This is a genomic window from Streptomyces sp. NBC_00190, from assembly GCF_036203305.1.
GTDB lineage: Bacteria > Actinomycetota > Actinomycetes > Streptomycetales > Streptomycetaceae > Streptomyces.
The window spans coordinates 3,006,844-3,025,711 of sequence record NZ_CP108131.1; the positions used below are offsets into that span (position 1 = coordinate 3,006,844).

The 18,868-nt window shown below is 73.4% G+C and carries 13 protein-coding genes; 12 read left to right on the forward strand and 1 reads right to left on the reverse strand.

Going from position 1 to position 18,868, the window contains the following annotated elements; genetic code table 11:
• The first annotated feature begins 133 nt into the window (after window positions 1-133).
• Complete coding sequence (locus OG429_RS14595; protein WP_328925760.1) at window positions 134-3,130, forward strand: beta-N-acetylglucosaminidase domain-containing protein; 2,997 nt, start codon at window positions 134-136, stop codon at window positions 3,128-3,130.
• Window positions 3,131-3,174: 44 nt separating this feature from the next.
• Here the strand turns inward: OG429_RS14595 and OG429_RS14600 are convergent, their stop codons facing one another.
• Window positions 3,175-3,711, reverse strand: coding sequence for an HNH endonuclease (locus OG429_RS14600; RefSeq protein ID WP_328925761.1), 537 nt, complete (start codon window positions 3,709-3,711; stop codon window positions 3,175-3,177).
• Between the two features lie 297 nt (window positions 3,712-4,008).
• On the opposite strand from OG429_RS14600, the gene OG429_RS14605 reads away from it, so the two are divergent.
• From OG429_RS14605 to OG429_RS14655, 11 genes are all read left to right on the forward strand, one after another.
• Window positions 4,009-5,088 (forward strand): mechanosensitive ion channel family protein, encoded by a 1,080-nt coding sequence (locus OG429_RS14605; protein WP_405921406.1) that lies wholly within the window; start codon window positions 4,009-4,011, stop codon window positions 5,086-5,088.
• Window positions 5,089-5,223: 135 nt separating this feature from the next.
• The gene (locus OG429_RS14610; RefSeq protein ID WP_328925762.1) at window positions 5,224-6,441 is read left to right on the forward strand and encodes an ROK family transcriptional regulator; all 1,218 of its coding nucleotides are present in this window, start codon (window positions 5,224-5,226) and stop codon (window positions 6,439-6,441) included.
• Between the two features lie 108 nt (window positions 6,442-6,549).
• Window positions 6,550-7,884, forward strand: coding sequence for an ABC transporter substrate-binding protein (locus OG429_RS14615; protein ID WP_328925763.1), 1,335 nt, complete (start codon window positions 6,550-6,552; stop codon window positions 7,882-7,884).
• Window positions 7,885-7,889: 5 nt separating this feature from the next.
• Window positions 7,890-8,840, forward strand: a complete 951-nt coding sequence (locus tag OG429_RS14620; RefSeq protein ID WP_328925764.1) for a carbohydrate ABC transporter permease — start codon at window positions 7,890-7,892, stop codon at window positions 8,838-8,840.
• Window positions 8,837-9,676 carry a carbohydrate ABC transporter permease gene (locus tag OG429_RS14625; RefSeq protein WP_328925765.1) on the forward strand — a complete coding sequence of 280 codons (840 nt, stop codon included), beginning with the start codon at window positions 8,837-8,839 and terminating at the stop codon, window positions 9,674-9,676. The genes OG429_RS14620 and OG429_RS14625 overlap by 4 nt, the downstream gene beginning before the upstream one ends.
• Before the next feature lie 57 nt (window positions 9,677-9,733).
• Window positions 9,734-10,999, forward strand: a complete 1,266-nt coding sequence (locus tag OG429_RS14630) for a 6-phospho-beta-glucosidase (protein ID WP_328925766.1) — start codon at window positions 9,734-9,736, stop codon at window positions 10,997-10,999.
• Entirely contained in the window at window positions 10,990-11,988 is a 999-nt protein-coding gene (locus tag OG429_RS14635; protein WP_328925767.1) for an N-acetylglucosamine kinase, read from the forward strand. The genes OG429_RS14630 and OG429_RS14635 overlap by 10 nt, the downstream gene beginning before the upstream one ends.
• Window positions 11,989-12,241: 253 nt before the next feature.
• Window positions 12,242-13,582, forward strand: coding sequence for a hypothetical protein (locus tag OG429_RS14640; RefSeq protein ID WP_328930268.1), 1,341 nt, complete (start codon window positions 12,242-12,244; stop codon window positions 13,580-13,582).
• A 68-nt stretch (window positions 13,583-13,650) separates the two neighbouring features.
• Window positions 13,651-14,679 carry a glutamate ABC transporter substrate-binding protein gene (locus OG429_RS14645; RefSeq protein WP_328930269.1) on the forward strand — a complete coding sequence of 343 codons (1,029 nt, stop codon included), beginning with the start codon at window positions 13,651-13,653 and terminating at the stop codon, window positions 14,677-14,679.
• Between the two features lie 128 nt (window positions 14,680-14,807).
• Complete coding sequence (locus OG429_RS14650; RefSeq protein ID WP_328930270.1) at window positions 14,808-16,055, forward strand: hypothetical protein; 1,248 nt, start codon at window positions 14,808-14,810, stop codon at window positions 16,053-16,055.
• Between the two features lie 5 nt (window positions 16,056-16,060).
• Window positions 16,061-18,868 carry a serine/threonine-protein kinase gene (locus OG429_RS14655; protein ID WP_405681421.1) on the forward strand — a complete coding sequence of 936 codons (2,808 nt, stop codon included), beginning with the start codon at window positions 16,061-16,063 and terminating at the stop codon, window positions 18,866-18,868.

Sequence of the window (18,868 nt, forward strand, 5' to 3'; positions counted from 1 at the left end):
TCCCTCGCCGCCGTGGTCCGCCCGCTGTGGCCGAATCCACAAAACGACTTCTCGGATTGACACATGAGCCGCACGGGTGGTGGGCTCGGGCTCATTCGTACGGGTGGGGGACGTCTCGCGACGAGGAGACTCTGTGCAGCTGAGGGGCAGCAAGCGGGCGACGGCTGCCGTCGCGGTGCTCGGCACACTGCTGGGCGGAGCCGTGGCGTCCTCGCCTCCGGGGGCCGTTTCGGCGCCGTCAGTACCGTCCACACCGGGCGGCTCCGGTACAGCGGCCAAGGAGGCGGCTGCCGCCTCCGCCCCCGGACCCCTCCTCGACCCGGGAGCCGACACCCCGCGCACCGCGGCCGAGGGCCCGGCCGTGTGGCCGCGGCCGCAGTCGATGGCCGCCGACCCGGCGCGCGAGGTGCCGCTGGGCGCGGAGGCCGTGCTGGTGGCCCCGTCCGACGCGGATCCGCACGCGGTCCAGGTGGTCCGGGACGCCCTGCGCGCGGCGGGCGTGCGGACCGTGCACGAGCGGGCCCCCGGGGCGCCGCTGCCCGAGCGGGGCACCGTGGTACGGCTCCAGGGCCCCGACGCGCAGGAGGCACTGCGGGCGCTGGGCGCGGCCGAAGCCCGCGATCTGCCGGAGGGGGGCTACCGGCTGGCGGTGGGCAAGCCCGGCGGCCGGGACACGATCGCACTGGCCGGCGTAGGGGAGGACGGGCTGTTCCACGCGGCGCAGACGCTGCGTCAGCTGCTCGCGGCGGGCGGCGGGAAGGCGCCCGGCGTGCTGGTTCGGGACTGGCCCACGGCGCCCGTGCGCGGGATCGCCGAGGCGTTCTACGGGCAGCCCTGGACGCAGGAGCAACGGCTGGCGCAGCTGGACTTCATGGGCCGCACCAAGCAGAACCGGCTGCTGCTCGCGCCCGGTGACGACGTGTACCGGACGACGGCCTGGCGCCAGGAGTACCCTGCGGAGCAGCAGGAGGAGTTCCGGGCGCTGGCCGAACGGGCCCGCGCCAACCGGGTCGTCCTGGGCTGGGCGGTGACCCCCGGCCAGTCGATGTGCCTGTCCTCCGTGGGCGACCGGGCGGCGCTCGCGCGCAAGCTGGACGCGATGTGGGAGCTGGGCTTCCGGGCCTTCCAGGTGCAGTTCCAGGACATCAGCTACACCGAGTGGGGCTGCAAGGCGGACCGGGAGCGGTTCGGGAAGGGCCCGGCCGCGGCCGCGAAGGCGCACGCGGAGGTCGCGGCCGAGCTGGCGGCGCACCTGGCCGCACGGCATCCGGGGGCGGCGCCGCTGTCGCTGCTGCCGACGGAGTTCTACCAGGAGGGCGCCACCGCCTACCGGACCGCCCTGTCCGCCGCGTTGGACCCGCGGGTGGAGGTGGCCTGGACGGGCGTGGGCGTGGTGCCCCGCACGATCACCGGCAGGGAGCTGGCCGGGGCGCGCTCGGCGCTGGGCCACCCGCTGGTCACCATGGACAACTACCCGGTGAACGACTGGGATCCGGGCCGGATCTTCCTCGGACCGTACGCGGGACGCGATCCGGCGGTCGCGGGCGGCTCGGCGGCGCTGCTGACCAACGCGATGCCGCAGGGCACGCTGTCGCGCATCCCGGTCTTCACGGCGGCGGACTTCGCCTGGAATCCGCGCGGCTACCGGCCCGGGGAGTCCTGGGCGGCGGCGGTGCGCGAGCTGTCCGGCCCCGACCCCCGCACGCGCGAGGCGGTCGCGGCGCTGGCCGGGAACACGGCCTCGTCCGGTCTGAAGATGGAGGAGTCCGCGTACCTGAAACCGCTCGTCGAACAGTTCTGGAAGGCGCGGGCGGCGGGCGACCCGGCGGCCGGCACCGAACTGCGCAAGGCGTTCACGGTCCTTCGCGAGGCCCCCGGCCGACTGCCGGCCCTCTCGGACGAGGCGGGGCCCTGGCTGGAGCGGCTGTCGCGCTACGGAGCGGCGGGCGAGCTGGCGGTCGACGTCCTGCGGGCCCAGGCCCGCGGCGACGGCGCGGCCGCCTGGCAGGCCACGCAGGCGCTGGCGCGCGCCCGGCAGGCACTGGCCGAGACGGGCCCGGCCACGGTGGACAAGGCCGTCCTGGAGCCCTTCCTGGCGAAGGCGACGGCCGAGGCGGACGCGTGGACCGGGGCCGGCCGTCAGACGGGCGAGGTGACGAAGGACGCGGGCGCCTGGACCGTACGGCTGGACGGGCAGCGCCCGGTGGTGGCGGTGACGGTGACGACCGATCCGTTCCCGGCCGGGGTCCGGGGCGCGGCGGTGGAGGCCCACGTACCGGGCGAGGGCTGGCGCAAGGTCGGCGACGCCGCGCCGTCGGGCTGGACCCAGGTGGACACGGCGGGGCTGCGCGCCGACGCGGTACGGCTGTCCTGGGCCGGGACCGCGCCCACCGTGCACCGGGTGGTCCCCTGGCTCGGGGACGGCCCCCGGGCCGGCTTCGAGCTGAAGGACGGGGGCGCGGTCGACGCCGAGATCGGCGGGGCCGCGCGGCCGCTCTCGGCGGAGCTGTCCGCGCTGGGACCGGGCGAGGTCCGCGGACGGCTGTCCGCGCGGCCGCCGCAGGGCATCGAGGTCCGGCTGCCGCAGAACGCCGTGGCGCCGCGCGGCGGGCGGGTGACGATCCCGTTCGAGGTCGCGGTCGCGCGGGACGTGCCGCCCGGCACCTACCAGGTGCCGGTGGTCTTCGACGGGGAGGCACGCACGTTGACGGTACGGGCGGTGCTCCGCACCGGCGGGCCGGACCTGCTGCGCACGGCGCGGGCGAGTTCTTCGGCGAACGAGACGCCCGCGTTCCCGGCCTCGGCGGCCGTGGACGGCTCCTCGGCCACACGCTGGTCCTCGCCGCCGGTGGACGGCGCGTGGTGGCAGGCGGAGCTCCCGGCCCCGGCCCGGATCGGCCGCCTGGACCTCCACTGGCAGGACGCCCATCCCTCGTCCTACCGTGTGGAGACCTCGGTGGACGGGCTGACCTGGCGGCCGGCCGCCACCGTGGCGGCGTCGGCGGGCGGCCGTGAATCCTTGCGCCTGGACGCCCCCGGGACCCGCTTCGTGCGCGTCACGTGCGACACCCGCGCGACGCGCTACGGCTGCTCGCTCTGGTCGGCGGAGGCCTACGCGGTCACCCCGTAGCCCTGCGGGCCCGGCGTCCTGGGGCTCGGCCCCAGGACGCGGGGTCAGGACGCCGCGACGCCGATGCGGTCCAGGGCGTCCTCGGCCCCGTACGGCTGGAGGTACGGCATCCACCGCGGATCCCGGTGCCCCGTCCCGATGATGCGCCAGGCCAGGCCCGACGGAGGCGCCGGCTGGTGGCGCAGGCGCCAGCCGAGTTCCAGCAGGTGCCGGTCGGCCTTGACGTGGTTGCAGCGGCGGCACGCGGCGACGACGTTGTCCCACGCGTGCTGGCCGCCCCGGCTGCGGGGGATGACGTGGTCGACGCTGGTGGCGACGGCGCCGCAGTACATGCAGCGGCCGCCGTCCCGGGCGAACAGGGCGCGCCGGGTGAGCGGAACGGGCCCCCGGTAGGGGACCCGTACGAAGCGCTTGAGCCGGACCACGCTGGGCGCGGGGACGGCTCTGGTCGCGCTGTGCAGATAGGCGCCGGATTCCTCCAGGGAGACCGCTTTGTTCTCCAGGACGAGGACGAGCGCGCGGCGGAGCGGTACGACGCCGAGCGGCTCGTACGACGCATTGAGGACCAGGACGTGCGGCACGGACTGCCTCCTTGTACGCCGGCGGCGCGTGGCTCGCGCCGGGACGATCTGCTCTCCAGTCTCTCCTTACGGCTGGTCGAAGCGCCACCACGAGCCCGTAACGGGTCCGAGGTGTTTTCAACCACACCCACGTCATCCCCACGTGAGTCTGGTCTCTCCCTCGAACACCGACCCCCTAACCAAATACGGCGACAGGAATGCCCCGTTAGTGTGGTTGGTCTGCCCGCACTCCCCGGATCCCGTCCGGGGTACACCCCGAGTCCCGCGGGCGGACCGCTACACCTGGAGGTTCCCGCCGTGCCCTGGCCTGCCGCCCTGCTGCCCCTGGCAACAGACACCCCGGACGCGACCACGACGCTCAAGGAGACGCACGAGAGCGTCACCGAAGCCGCGAGCTTCATCGAGGAGAACTGGGCCACCTGGCTGAGCATCGGACTGCGCATCCTCCTCATCGTCGTGATAGCGGCGGCGCTGCGCTCGGTGGTCCGCAAGGCGCTGACCAAGCTCATAAACCGGATGAACACCAGCGCCGAGGCGGTCGAGGGCACGGCGCTCGGCGGGCTGCTGGTCAACGCCGAGCGGCGCCGCCAGCGTTCGGAGGCGATCGGTTCGGTACTGCGTTCGGTCGCCTCGTTCCTGATCCTCGGCACGGCCGCGCTGATGGTGCTGGCCGCACTGAAGATCGATCTGGCCCCGCTGCTGGCGAGTGCCGGTGTGGCCGGTGTGGCGATCGGTTTCGGTGCCCGGAACCTGGTGACGGACTTCCTCTCCGGCGTGTTCATGATCATGGAGGACCAGTACGGCGTCGGCGACAAGATCGACGCGGGCGTGGCCTCGGGCGAGGTCATAGAGGTCGGCCTGCGCGTGACCAAGCTGCGGGGGGACAACGGCGAGATCTGGTACGTGCGCAACGGCGAGATCAAGCGGATCGGCAACCTCAGCCAGGGCTGGGCGACCGCGGGCGTGGACGTCCACGTCAAGCCGACGGAGAGCCTGACCCGGATCCGCGAGGTGGTCCAGGAGGTCGCCGACACCCTGGCGAAGGAGTCCCCTTGGGACGAGCGCCTGTGGGGTCCGGTGGAGGTGCTGGGCCTGGACGAGGTGCTGCTCGCCTCGATGACGGTGAAGGTGTCGGCGAAGACGATGCCCGGCAAGCAGTTCGCGGTGGAGCGGGAGCTGCGCTGGCGGATCAAGGAGGCCTTCGACGCGGCGGGCATCCGGATCATCGGCGGTCCGCCGGTCGCGGAGGCGGACGAGGAGGAGGCGGACCCCGCGACCGCCGTCGCCGCGCCGTCCGCCCTGGCGAACCCGGCTTCCCCGCAGTCGCTGGCCACCGCCCCGATCCCGCCGCAGAACGGCCCGCGGATCACCAAGTAACCCCCGAAGGCGCTCCCCGCTGCCCCGCAGGCCATTCACCGGAATGTCAGCCTGCGGGGCAGCGGCATTGACACGGCGCGAACACCAATAGGAAACTTACTTAACAGTTGACCTCGGTGAGGGAGAGAGCGCACCATGCCCGCCGCCACGCCCGGAACGCCCAGCCTCTTGCGCGCCATGAACGACCGGGCCGCTCTTGAGCTGCTGCTGACGCACGGCCCGCTGTCCCGGACCAGGATCGGGCACCTGACAGGGCTGTCCAAGCCCACCGCCTCCCAGCTCCTGGCCCGCCTGGAGGCCGCCGGGCTCGTCGTGGCCACCGGCACCGACGGCGGCCGCCCCGGCCCCAGCGCCCAGCTCTACGCCGTCAATCCCCGGGCCGCGTACGTCGGCGGGCTCGACGTCACGCCGGGCCGCGTACTGGCGGCCGTCGCCGACCTCACCGGCACGGTGACCGGCACGCACGAGGTCCCGTACACGGAGGGCAAGGACGCCGTCGAACAGGTCGTCGAAGCCCTCGGCGGAGCCGTCAAGGCCGCCGGACTGCACCTGTCCGACCTGCACCGGGCGGTCATCGCCACCCCGGGCGCCTTCGACCCGCAGACCGGCCGGCTGCGCTACGCCAGCCACCTTCCCGGCTGGCACTCCCCCACCCTCCTCGGCGAGCTGGCGGCGGCCCTGCCGATGCCGGTCGAGTACGAGAACGACGTCAACCTCGCCGCCGTCGCCGAGCAGCGCCTCGGCGCGGCGCGCGGCCACGAGGACTTCGTCCTGCTCTGGAACGAGGAGGGCCTCGGCGCCGCCCTGGTGCTGGGCGGCCGGCTGCACCGCGGCTGGACCGGCGGCGCCGGCGAGGTGGGCTTCCTGCCCGTGCCGGGCCACCCCCTGGTCCGGCAGGTCACGCGGGCCAACACCGGCGGCTACCAGGAACTGGCCGGCGCCCAGGTGGTACCCGGGCTCGCCGCGGAACTGGGCGTCGAGGCCCCACCGCTCCCCGCCTCCGAGGGCTCGCACAGCCCGGAGGTGGCCGCCGCCGTCGCGCTGCTCGGGCAGGCCGCGGCCACGCCCGAGGGGGCGCACCTGCGCTTCCTCCAGGCGTACGCCACCCTGCTCGCCACCGGTCTCGCCTCGCTCGTCGCCGTGCTGGACCCGGAGATCGTCGTGCTGTCCGGGGCCGTGATCGCCGCCGGCGGCGACTCCCTCCGCGGCCTGCTGGAGGCCGAGCTCGCCGAACTGGCACCGTCCCGGCCCCGCCTGGTCTCCGGCGAGGTACCGAAGGGGCCGGTGCTGCGCGGTGCGCTGGAGAACGCGCTGGCCGCCACCCGCGACGAGGTGTTCGACACCTCCCGCTGAACCGTCCCTCCCGCTGCACCCGTCCCTCCCGCAACACCCACCCCCACAGGCCCACACCCCTCACTGGCACCCCACAGGAAGTTCCTCCCTCAGAGAGCGAGCCCCGCCATGCCCAGAACCGGACGCCTGACCACCACCGCGGCCGTCCTCGCCGCGATATCCGTCCTCGCCACCGCCTGTACGGGCCAGAGCGGCACCGAGGCCGCCGACGACCCGGCCAAGGACGTCACCCTCAACTTCTGGCACGGCTGGTCCGCGCCGAGCGAGACCAAGGCGATCGAGGAGAACATCGCCCGGTTCGAGAAGGCGCACCCGAACATCAAGGTCCAGGTCACGGGCAACATGACCGACGACAAGATCAACCAGGCGCTGCGCGCGGGCGGGGACAAGGCCCCCGACGTGGTCTCCTCCTTCACCACCGACAGCGTCGGCAAGTTCTGCAACTCCCGCGCCTTCGCCGACCTGGGCCCCTTCCTCAAGAAGTCCGGCGTGGACAAGGCGAAGGTCTTCCCCAAGACCCTGCTGGAATACACCCAGTTCAACGGCAACCAGTGCACGCTGCCGCTGCTGCACGACGCGTACGGCCTCGTCTACAACAAGACCGCCTTCACGGCCGCCGGCATCAGCGAACCCCCCAAGACGTGGAGCGAGTTCACCGAGGTCGCGCAGAAGCTGACGAAGCCGAAGGGGGATTCGTACGAGCAGGTCGGCCTGATGCCCACCTTCCACGGCTACGAGACGACCCCCATGCGGCTGGCCGCCCAGTGGAGCCCCTCCTACTTCGGCGCCGACGGCAAGTCCAACCTGGCCAAGGACCCGGCCTTCACGAAGATGCTGACCGCGCAGAAGGACCTGGTCGGCAAACTCGGCGGCTACGAGAAGCTGGAGAGGTTCCGCAACACCTTCGGTGACGAGTGGAGCGCCGAACACCCCTTCCACACCGGCCAGGTGGCCATGCAGATCGACGGCGAATGGCGGGCCTCGATGGCGAAGGAGGCCGGTGTCCCGTTCGAGATCGGCACCGCGCCGCTGCCCGTCCCCGACGACCAGGCCGCCGACTACGGCAAGGGCTACCTCTCCGGCACGATCATGGGCATCGCCGCGGGCAGCAAGAAGCAGAACGCCGCCTGGGAACTGGTGAAGTACATGACGACCGACACCGAGGCGGTGGTGGCCTTCGCCAACGCCATCCACAACGTCCCGTCCACCCTGGCGGCCCTGGAGTCCCCGAACCTCCAGGTGTCCCCGGAGTTCAAGACCTTCCTCGACATAGCCCGGCACCCGAAGTCCAGCACCACCCCGGCCCAGGCCGACGGCGGCACCTACCAGCTGACCTTCCAGGACCTCGCCTACGGGGTCGAGAAGGGCGATGTCACCGACATCCCGGCTGGTCTCGCCAAGACCGACCAGCAGATCGACACGGACATCGCGAAGGCCAAGTAGCCCCGATGCCCTCCACGACCACTCACACCCTGCGGACGAAGCACCGGCGCTCCGCGCTGCGGACCGCGGCCTTCATGTCCCCCTGGCTCATCGGCTTCGGCGTCTTCTTCGCCTATCCGCTGCTGTCCACCGTGTACTTCTCCTTCACCCGGTACGACGGCTTCCGGCCGCCCGTCTTCAACGGCCTGGACAACTGGGGCTACGTCTTCTCCGACTACCCGCTGTTCTGGCCGGCGATGCGCAACACCCTGTGGCTGGTCGTGGTGATGGTCTCCTGCCGCGTCCTCTTCGGCCTCGGCATCGGCCTGCTCATCACGAAGATCAAGACGGGCGCAGGGATCTTCCGGACCCTCTTCTACCTGCCCTACCTGGCCCCGCCGGTCGCCGCGACCCTGGCCTTCGTCTTCCTGCTCAACCCCGGCACCGGCCCCGTCAACAGCCTGCTGGACGCGGCCGGGCTGCCCACTCCCGGCTGGTTCACCGACGCCGGCTGGTCCAAACCCGCGCTGACCGCCCTCGCGCTGTGGGGGGTGGGCGACCTGATGGTCATCTTCATGGCCGCGCTGCTCGACGTACCGAAGGAGCAGTACGAGGCCGCCGAGCTGGACGGGGCCGGGGCCTGGGCCCGCTTCCGGCACATCACCCTGCCGAACATCTCGCCGATCATCCTGTTCGCGGTGGTCACCGGGGTCATCCAGGCCATGCAGTACTACACCCAGCCGCTGGTGGCGGGGAAGGTGGCGGCCGGGGTGATCGGCGGCTCGGGCCAGCAGTTCGAGCCCGGCTACCCCGACAAGTCGACCCTGACCCTGCCCCAGCTCGTCTACAACCTCGGCTTCCAGCGCTTCGACTACGGCACCGCGTGCGTCGTCGCACTGGTCCTGTTCGCCCTCTCCATGGCCTTCACCGCGCTCCTGATGCGCCGCCGTGGCGGACTGATCGGAGCGGGTGAATGAGCACGCGCGTCAACAAGCCCGTACTGCACTGGATCGCCGTCCACTCCCTGGGCGTGGCGGCCGCCCTGTTCTTCGTCCTCCCCTTCGTGTTCCTGCTGCTCACCTCCCTGATGAACGACCGGCAGGCGCTGACCAGCGACCTGTGGCCGGACACCTGGGAGTGGGACAACTACGCCCAGGTGTGGAACACGCCGGGCTTCCTGACCTGGTGGCGCAACACCCTTCTGTACGCCGGACTCGGCACCCTGTTGACCGTGGTCTCCTCCGTGCCCGTCGCGTACGCGCTCGCCAAGTTCCGCTTCCGCGGGCGGCGGCTCTCCCTGCTGCTGGTGATCGCGATGATGATGCTGCCGCCACAGGTGGTGGTCATCCCGATGTACCTCTTCTGGGCCAAGCAGCTCGACCTGTCGGGCACCCTGTGGCCGCTGATCATCCCGATGGCGTTCGGCGACGCCTTCACCATCTTCCTGCTCCGCCAGTTCCTGCTGACCATCCCCGGCGAATACCTGGACGCGGCACGTGTCGACGGCTGCGGCGAGGTGCGCACCCTGCTGCGGGTCGTGCTGCCCATGGCGAAGCCCGGGATAGCCGCGGCGGCGCTGTTCCAGTTCTTCTGCGCCTGGAACGACTACTTCGGCCCGCAGATCTACGCCTCCGACAACCCGGCCGCCTGGACCCTCAGTTACGGACTGGAGTCCTTCAAGGGGGCGCACCACACCAACTGGAACCTGACCATGGCCGCGACCGTACTGGTCATGGCGCCCGTGATCGTCCTCTTCTTCCTCGCCCAGAAGGCGTTCGTCGAGGGAGTCACCCTGACCGGGGTGAAGGGCTAGCGACGTCCGCGGCGGCTCAGCTGCCCGCGCGTCCGTCGGACACACAAGGAGACCGACATGAAACTCGCAGTGGTGGGTGGCGGTTCCACCTACACCCCCGAGCTGATCGACGGCTTCGCGCGGCTGCGCGACACCCTGCCGATCGAGGAACTGGTGCTGATCGACCCCGCCGCCGAGCGGCTGGAGCTGATCGGCGGCCTGGCCCGCCGGATCTTCGCCCGGCAGGGGCACCCCGGCCTGATCACGACCACCTCCGACCTCGACGCGGGAGTCGACGGCGCCGACGCCGTCCTGCTCCAGCTGCGCGTCGGCGGGCAGGCCGCCCGCCTCCAGGACGAGACCTGGCCGCTGGAGTGCGGCTGCGTCGGGCAGGAGACCACCGGCGCGGGCGGGCTCGCCAAGGCGCTGCGCACCGTCCCGGTGGTCCTCGGCATCGCCGAGCGGGTCCGGCGGGCCAACCCCGATGCCTGGATCATCGACTTCACCAACCCGGTCGGCATCGTCACCCGGGCGCTGCTCCAGGCCGGTCACAAGGCGGTCGGCCTGTGCAACGTCGCCATCGGCCTCCAGCGGAAGTTCGCGGCCCTGCTGGACCTGGCACCGGCCGACATCCACCTGGACCACGTGGGGCTCAACCACCTCACCTGGGAGCTGGGCGTGCGCAGGGGCGGCCCGGGCGGCGAGGACCTGCTGCCGCGGCTGCTCGCCGAGCACGGCGACGCCGTCGCCGCCGACCTCCGCCTGCCGCGCGCCGTGCTGGACCGGCTGGGCGTCGTACCGTCGTACTACCTGCGGTACTTCTACGCGCACGACGAGGTCGTACGCGAGCTCGCGACCAAGCCCTCGCGGGCCGCCGAGGTCGCCGCGATGGAGCGGGAGCTGCTCGCCCTGTACGGGGACCCCGCGCTCGACGAGAAGCCGGCGCTGCTGGCCAAGCGGGGCGGCGCCTTCTACTCCGAGGCGGCCGTGGACCTGGCGGCCTCGCTGCTGGGCGACGGCGGACCGGCCGTCCAGGTGGTCAACACGCTCAACAACGGGACGCTGCCGTTCCTGCCGGACGACGCGGTCGTCGAGGTACAGGCACGGGTCGACGGCTCCGGTCCGGTACCGCTGGCCGTGCCGCGGCCGGACCCGCTGCACGCCGGCCTGATCGCGCACGTGACGGCGTACGAGGACCTCGCGCTGGACGCGGCGTTGCGCGGCGGCCGCGACCGGGTCTTCCGGGCGCTGCTGGCCCACCCGCTGGTCGGCCAGTTCGACCGTGCCGAGGGGCTGACGGCCCGGCTCCTCGCGCACAACAAGGAGCACCTCGCATGGGCGTGACCCTCCCGGCCCTCCCTTCCGTACTGGCGATCGACGCGGGCAACAGCAAGACGGACGTGGCGCTCCTCGGTCCGGACGGCTCGGTGCTGTGCTCCGGGCAGGCCGGGGGCTTCCAGCCGTTCCGGACGGGTGTGCCCGCGGCCGTCGACGTGCTGGCCGAGGCGATGGCGGCGGCCGGGCTGCGGTTCGGCGCGGACCGCGGACCGGGCGCCCTGCACGTGTCGGCCTGTCTGGCCAACGCCGACTTCCCGGTGGAGGAACGGGAGCTGGCGCGCGAGATCCGGAGCCGGAACTGGGGCCGCGCGACGGCGGTGCACAACGACACCTTCGCGCTGCTGCGCGCCGGGCTGGCCGCGGACGCCGAGCCGTGCGGCGTCGCGGTGGTGTGCGGGGCGGGCATCAACTGCGTCGGGATGACCCCGGACGGGCGGACGGCGCGCTTCCCCGCGGTCGGCCGGATCTCCGGCGACTGGGGCGGCGGAGGCGGACTGGCCGAGGAGGCCCTGTGGTTCGCGGCCCGCGCCGAGGACGGGCGGGGCGAGGCGACGGATCTGGCCCGGGCGCTGCCCGCGCACTTCGGCCTCGACACGGTGTACGCGCTGATCGAGGAGATGCACCTGGACCGCATCCCGGGCACGCGACGGCACGAGCTGACCCCGCTGCTGTTCGCGGTGGCGGCCGCCGGGGACCCGGTGGCGCTGTCGCTGGTGCACCGGCAGGCGGACGAGATCGTGGCCATGGCAGCGGTGGCGCTGGGCCGCCTGGGCCTGCTGGAGCGGGAGGTCCCGGTGGTGCTGGGCGGCGGTGTGCTGACCGCCCGGCACCCGCAGCTGGACGAGCGGATCGCGGCGGGTCTCGCCGCACGGGCCCCGCGCGCGAGGATGTCGGTCGTGACGGCCCCTCCGGTACTGGGCGCCGGACTGCTCGGGCTGGACGCGCTCGGGGCCCCGCCGTCCGCCCACGGCAAACTCCGTGCCCATTTCGGGTGAACCTGCCCCGGGGGGCGTCCTGTCTGGAACCGTGGCGGTCGTAAGGACGTATTGACGGTGAAGGGGTGGCGGGGGCGGATCACCCGGGAAGCAGCACCGGGTGCTGTGGCCCGCCGTCGCTACGTCCATACTGCTGCGGAGCAAGGACAGGACGAGCAGGGACAGGACCGAGGGGGAGGTCACGGTGGCCATGACATCACGCGCGCCCGCGCCGGGGGGCGGTCTCGCCGTGCCGCCCGCCGGGCCGCAGGCGATGCCGCCGGGTGCCCCACCGGGGCGGGGCACCGCCTGGGCCGAGGGCGTGGAGCGGCTGCGCGCCGCAGCGACGACCGAGCCCGGCCGGCTGCGGATCATCGGTGCCGCGCTGGCCGCCCTGGTCCTGCTGTTCGGCGCGGTCGCCCTCTGGGAGATCTCCGGCCGGTCCGCCGCCGCCGACGACGTCGTGGGCCGCAGCCAGCCGCTGAGCGCGGACGCCGCGAGCATCTACCGATCCCTCGCGGACGCCGACACCGCCTCGTCCAGCGGCTTCCTGCTGGGTGCCACGGACGAGCGCGAAGTCCGCCAGCGGTACGAGAAGGACATAGCCAACGCCTCCAGGCTGCTGGTGAGCGCGGCCGCCAATACCGGGGGCAGCGATGACGGGCGCGCCCAGATCACCCTGCTGAGCGAGCAGCTGCCGCGGTACACCGGCCTGGTCGAACAGGCCCGGGCCGCGAACCGGCAGGGCCTGCCGCTGGGCGGCGCCTATCTCCGGTACGCGAACGAGCAGATGACCACCCAGCTGCTGCCGGCCGCGCAGCGGCTGTACGAGGCGGAGACGGGCCGGCTCTACACGGACTACGACGACGCCCGGTCCTGGCCGCTGGCCTCGCTCGCCGCGGGCCTGGTCGCGCTCGCCGCCCTGGCATGGGCGCAGCGGCGCAACTACCGGCGTACGAACAGGGTCTTCAACCACGGTCTGCTGGCGGCGACCGCCGCGTCCCTGGTGGTGCTGCTGTGGCTGGCCGTGGGGCACGCCGTGGCGCGCTCCTCGCTGAGTGAGGCCCGCACGCAGGGGCAGGAGTCCCTGAAGGTGCTCAACGACGCGCGGATCGCCTCCCTCCAGGCTCGGGCGGGCGAGAACCTCACCCTGATCGCGCGGGGCGCCGTACTGGCCGAGGACAAGAAGTCCGACAAGTACGACGTGGACTTCACGACCAACATGAAGGAGCTGGACGCCGGGCTCGCGACCGCGCTGCGGCTGGCCGACGACGAGGCCGGCCGGGCGCCGGTGACCCGTGCCGCGGACGGCGTGAAGCAGTGGAAGCAGCGGCACACGGCGGCCCGGGAGGCGGACTTGAAGGGCGACTACGAGGCCGCGCTGCCCCAGGTCGTCGGCGACAAGGACCACAAGGACAGCAGCGGGGCCGCCTTCGACGTCGTGGACGCCTCCCTGGAGCAGGCGGTGGCCCACGAGCAGCAGGAGTTCACCGGGGCGGCCCGGGGCGGGCTCGGCGCTCTGGGCGGCCTGCTGGCCGGCACGGCGGTCCTCGTGGTCGCCGGCGCGGCGGCGGCGCTGCTCGGCATCGGGCGCAGGCTTTCGGAGTACAGGTGAGAGCGATGCGGATACGAGCGATGCGAGCCGCCGAACGTCACGGGAACGGCGGGACCGCCGGGAGCGAGATGTCCGGGGTGTCCCGGGCGTCCGGAGTGCGGCGGCTGGCGGGCCGGCTGCGCGGCTGGGGCGGGGTGACCGCGATGGCCGCCGCCTGCGCCGTGACGGCGGGGGCCGTGCTGCTGCCGCTGGCCCGGGCGACTCCGGACGCCGGCCGCCCGCCGGCGCTCCGCGAGCCCGCCTCGGTGGCGGTGGCCCCGGCCGCGCCCTGGGTGCTCACCGACACCTGCCCGGACCCGGAGGCCAGCCTGCGCCCGTCCGGTCTGGACGGCGTGGCGATCGCCCGGATCAAGGCGGCCGGCAAACTCGTCGCGGGCGTGGACCAGAACAGCTTCCGCTGGGGCTACCGCAACCAGGCCAAGGAGGGCGGCGGCCTCGACGGCTTCGACATCGACCTCGTGAAGGCCATCGCGCAGGACATCCTGGGCGACCCGAACGCGGTCATCTACCGGGCCATCCCCACCAGCCAGCGCGTTCCGGCGCTCCAGGAGGGGCGCGTCGACATCGTCGTGCGGACCATGACCATCAACTGCAAGCGGCTGGAGGACGTCGCCTTCTCGACGGCCTACTTCGAGGCCGGGCAGCAGGTGCTGGCCACCAAGGGTTCGCCCATCACCGGGTACGACACCTCCCTGAAGGACAAGCGGATCTGCTTCGCCTCCGGTTCCACGGCTGAGGCGGCGCTGAAGTCGCAGTCGTACGGCTCGGTGCCGGTCGCCGTGCCCAACCAGCTGGACTGCCTGGTCCGCCTCCAGCTGGGCGAGGTGGACGGCATCATCACGGACAACGCCCTCGCGGCCGGCCAGGCCGCGCAGGACCCCTCGGTGCAGCTGGTCGGCTCGCCCTTCACCCGTGAGTTCTACGGTGTGGCGATGAACAAGGACGCCTCCGACCTGGTCCGCCGGGTCAACAAGGTGCTGGAGGGCTACCGTGCGGGCGGCAATGACAGCCCCTGGATGAGGTCGTACCTCAAGCACCTGGCGCCCGTGCTGCCCGGCGTGACCGGACCGCCCGCGCCCAAGTACCGGGACGGCTGAGGCCGGTGGCGGGCAGAGGACCGGAGGCGGAGCAGGACACCGGGCAGGACACCGGGCCGGGCACCCGGCCGGTCACGGAGGCGGAAGCGGAAGCGGAGGCACAGTCGTTGGAGGCGTGGCCGGCAGTGATGGACCGGGACGGCGTCGACCGCGCGCTGGCCCGGCTGGGCGCGGAGCACGAGGCCGTCGAGACCTCCCTGCTCGCCCTCCAGGACCACGCGGGGCGCCGGCTGCTGGAAGGCGCCGGGCTGACCGGGATCACCAAGGAGCGGTGGGCGGCCGCCGACGCGGACATCACCCGGCTGTGGCGGTACTTCGACGCCTACAGCGGGGCCCTGAGCGCCGCCCGGGAGGTCCGGGAGCGGCGCCGCTGGCCGAACCGCGAGGACCTGGTCGAGCTGACCGAGCGGCTGCGCGGGCCCGGCGTGCTGATCGCCGGCGCCGCCGAGGAGGGCGTCGCGCTGGCGGAGCGGCTCTCGCTCGCCGAGCTGGTGGCCCGGATGAACGAGCTGTACGCGAGCTCGCTGGACGTGGTGGTCGCGGCCGACGCGGTGTGGTCGGCGCTGCCCGCGCGGATCGACCTGCTCGCCGCCGAGCTGCACCGCACCCGCTCCCTGGCCCACTCGGTGGGGGTGCGCCCGGGTGAACACCCCTCGGGCGACGACCTGGAGGCCATCACCGCCGAGCTGGCGGAGCTGCGCGCGCAGGTGATCGCCGACCCGCTGGCGTTCTGGGTGCCGGCGGCGGGCAGCTCCGCGCCCGGCGGCGGCCGGCCCGACACCGGGCGCTACGACCGCGCCGCGCTCGCGCTGGAGGACGTACGCCGGGAGGTCGAGGCCGTGCTGGACGTCCGGCAGGACGCCGAGCAGCGGCTGATCAGCCTGCGGGACGTGCTCTCGCGGGCCGACCGGACGCTCGCGGAGGCGCGGACCGCGCGCGGCGAGGTGCTGGCGAAGATCGCCGCGTCGGAGGTGCCCGCGGTGAGCGGCCCGCCGACGGCGCTGCAGGAGCAGCTCGCGGCGGCGGCCGAGCACCGGCGCCGGTCCCGCTGGCACCGGCTCTCCCCGCTGCTCGAATCGCTGGAGGAGCGGGCCGAGGAGGAACTCCGCAGGGCCCGTGAATCGTTGACAGCGGTGACGGCGCCCCTCGCGGTACGGGCCGAACTGCGCGGGCGGCTCGACGCGTACAAGGCGAAGGTCGCCCGGCACGGGCTGGCGGAGGACCCGCTGCTGATGGAGCGGTACGACACGGCCCGGCGGATGCTGTGGAGCGCGCCCTGCGACCTGCGGGTCGCCGAGCAGGCCGTTCTGCGCTACCAGCAGTCGGCGGCCGAGGCGTTGCAGGGCACGGGGGCTCCCGGAAAGGACGGCGCATGAGCCTGATAGGAACGGCGTGCGTTCGCCCCGGCTGCCCGGGGACGTACGAGGACATGGGTGGCGGCGAGCTGTACTGCGACACCTGCGGGCTGGCGCCCGTCGGCTCCGTCGCGGCGGGTGCCGACGAACTGGTGTCGCCGCCGACGGGGATGACGAGCGCCGCGCGCGGCTCCCTGGGGTCCGCCGGGTCCCGGGGGTCGTTCGGCTCACACGGGTCTCAAGGATCTCAGGGGTCTCAGGGCTCGCACGGTTCGGCGCGGTCCTCGGCCTCGGCGCGCTCGTCGCGTTCGTCGGGGTCCCGCCGCTCGGTGTCGGGGCGGCTCTCGCGCTCGCTGTCGGGCAGCGCCTCCACCCGGTCGGTGTCGGTGCGCAGTTCCGGCTCGGCGCCCTCGTCCTCGGGGCGCGGGCGCCTCGGGGCCGGGCTGGTCAACGTACCGGAGGTACCACGTCCGGATCCTTCGGCCGCGGTCCTGGAGAACCCGGAGGTGCCGGAGCGCAAGCGGTTCTGCTCGCGCTCGGACTGCGGCGCCCCGGTGGGACGGGCCCGGGGCGAGCGGCCGGGCCGTACGGAGGGGTTCTGCACCAAGTGCGGGCACCCGTACTCCTTCGTGCCCAAGCTCCGCGCGGGCGATGTGGTGCACGGCCAGTACGAGGTGGCCGGCTGCCTCGCGCACGGCGGGCTCGGCTGGGTGTACCTCGCGGTGGACCGGGCTGTCTCGGACCGGTGGGTGGTGCTCAAGGGCCTGCTGGACACCGGGGACCAGGACGCGATGGAGGCCGCGATCTCCGAGCGGCGCTTCCTCGCGGAGATCGAGCACTCCAACATCGTGCGGATCTACAACTTCGTGGAGCACCTGGACCAGCGGACCGGTTCGCTGGACGGGTACATCGTCATGGAGTACGTGGGCGGCAAATCCCTGAAGGAGATCGCGAACGAGCGGCGCCAGCCGGACGGCCGACGTGATCCGCTGCCGGTGGAACAGGCGTGCGCGTACGGCATCGAGGCCCTGGAGGCACTCGGCCACCTGCACAGCAGAAACCTTCTGTACTGCGACTTCAAGGTCGACAACGCGATCCAGCAGCAGGACCAGCTGAAGCTGATCGACATGGGCGCGGTGCGGCGGATGGACGACGAACAGTCGGCCATCTACGGCACGGTGGGCTACCAGGCCCCGGAGGTCGCGGAGCTGGGTCCCTCGGTCGCCTCCGACCTGTACACGGTGGCGCGCACGCTGGCCGTGCTGACCTTCGACTTCCAGGGCTACACCAACGTGTTCGTGGACTCGCTCCCGGACCCGGAGCACATCGAGGTGTTCGGGCGGTACGAGTCCTTCTACCGGCTGCTCGTACGGGCCACCGACCCGGATCCGGGGCGGCGGTTCTCGTCCGCGCAGGAGATGGCTGACCAGCTGACGGGCGTGCTGCGGGAGGTGGTCGCCCTCCAGACGGGCCGGCCGCGGCCGCAGTTGTCCACGCTCTTCGGCCCGGAGCTGCGCGTTGCGGACACCCGGCTGTTCACCGACGCGCCGGGGGCCGCGGTCTCCCGGCTGGGCGAGCGGGTCGTGGTCTCCCGGCGGAGCAGGCTGTTCGGCGCCGGCCGCGCCCCGGCCGCCGCCCTGGCCGCGGCGGCTCCCGTGGCCGGGCCGTCGGCAGGCGCCGCCCCGCTCGCGGCCGGCGCACCCGGCCCGTGGCCCCAGCCTCCCCTCGGCGGGACCCCGCCCGGCGCGGCGTCCGTGCCCTCGCTGGGGACCACGGCCACGCATGTGACGGGTGCGCCGGTGCCCGGACCGCGGTCGGCGTCCGCGAGACCGGGGACACCGCCGAATCCGCCCGATCCGGCCGGGGCCCCGGGGGCCGCACCCGTAGCCGTGTCCCCGCCGCCCGCGGGAGCGACGACGCTCGACGCCCGTGAGACCGCGCTGGCGCTGCCCGTACCGCTCGTGGACGCCTCCGACCCCAACGCCGGTTTCCTCGCCGGCCTGCTGGCCACCGCGCCCGGCGACCTCCTGGGCGCCCTCGGCTCGGCGCCCGCCGATTCGGCCGAGCTGCGGCTGCGGGAGCTGCGGGCCCGGCTGGAGCTGGGCGAGCCGGCCGCGGCCGGCCGCGCCCTGGCCGAGCTGGAGGCCCGGCATCCGGACGACTGGCGGGTGGTGTGGGCCCGCGGGACCGCCTCGCTGGCCACCGGGGAGGACGAGATCGCGGCCCTGTCCTTCGACGCGATCTACGACGCCTTCCCGGGCGAGCCCGCGCCGAAGCTGGCCCTCGGGCTGTGCGCGGAGGTCCTGGGCCAGCTGGACAACGCGGCCGAGTACTACCGCCTCGTCTGGATCACCGACCCCGGATTCGTGAGCGCGGCCTTCGGGCTGGCCCGGGTCCAGCTGGCCGCCGGTGACCGGGACGGAGCCGTGCGCACCCTGGAGTCCGTACCGGAGGCCTCCATCCACTACACCGCCGCGCGGGTGGCGGCCGTACGCGCACGTCTGCGCGACCGGTCCCCTCAGGAGCCCCTGCTGGAGGATCTGACGGCCGCCGCCGACCAGGTGGAGGCGCTGCGGCGGTTCGGGCTGGACCCGGAGCGCCACGAGCGGCTCACGACGGAAGTTCTGGGCTCGGCCCTCGACTGGGTACTGTCGGGTTGTCGGGGTTCCGACCCCGCAAGGACCTCGCTGCTCGGCAGTCAACTGGACGAACGGGGCCTGCGCTTCGGCCTGGAGCGCTCGTACCGCGTACTCGCACGGCTGGCGCAGCGGGGCGAGGAGAGGATCGAACTGGTGGAGCGGGCAAACCGTTTCCGTCCCCGGACGTGGGTGTGA

Excerpts from the sequence above, each read along its gene's own strand:
- OG429_RS14610 (WP_328925762.1), top strand. The coding sequence starts at position 5,224 with ATGCCCGCCGCCACGCCCGGAACGCCCAGCCTCTTGCGCGCCATGAAC.
- OG429_RS14615 (WP_328925763.1), top strand. The coding sequence starts at position 6,550 with ATGCCCAGAACCGGACGCCTGACCACCACCGCGGCCGTCCTCGCCGCG.
- OG429_RS14620 (WP_328925764.1), top strand. The coding sequence starts at position 7,890 with ATGCCCTCCACGACCACTCACACCCTGCGGACGAAGCACCGGCGCTCC.
- OG429_RS14625 (WP_328925765.1), top strand. The coding sequence starts at position 8,837 with ATGAGCACGCGCGTCAACAAGCCCGTACTGCACTGGATCGCCGTCCAC.
- OG429_RS14630 (WP_328925766.1), top strand. The coding sequence starts at position 9,734 with ATGAAACTCGCAGTGGTGGGTGGCGGTTCCACCTACACCCCCGAGCTG.
- OG429_RS14635 (WP_328925767.1), top strand. The coding sequence starts at position 10,990 with ATGGGCGTGACCCTCCCGGCCCTCCCTTCCGTACTGGCGATCGACGCG.
- OG429_RS14640 (WP_328930268.1), top strand. The coding sequence starts at position 12,242 with ATGCCGCCGGGTGCCCCACCGGGGCGGGGCACCGCCTGGGCCGAGGGC.
- OG429_RS14645 (WP_328930269.1), top strand. The coding sequence starts at position 13,651 with ATGTCCGGGGTGTCCCGGGCGTCCGGAGTGCGGCGGCTGGCGGGCCGG.
- OG429_RS14650 (WP_328930270.1), top strand. The coding sequence starts at position 14,808 with ATGGACCGGGACGGCGTCGACCGCGCGCTGGCCCGGCTGGGCGCGGAG.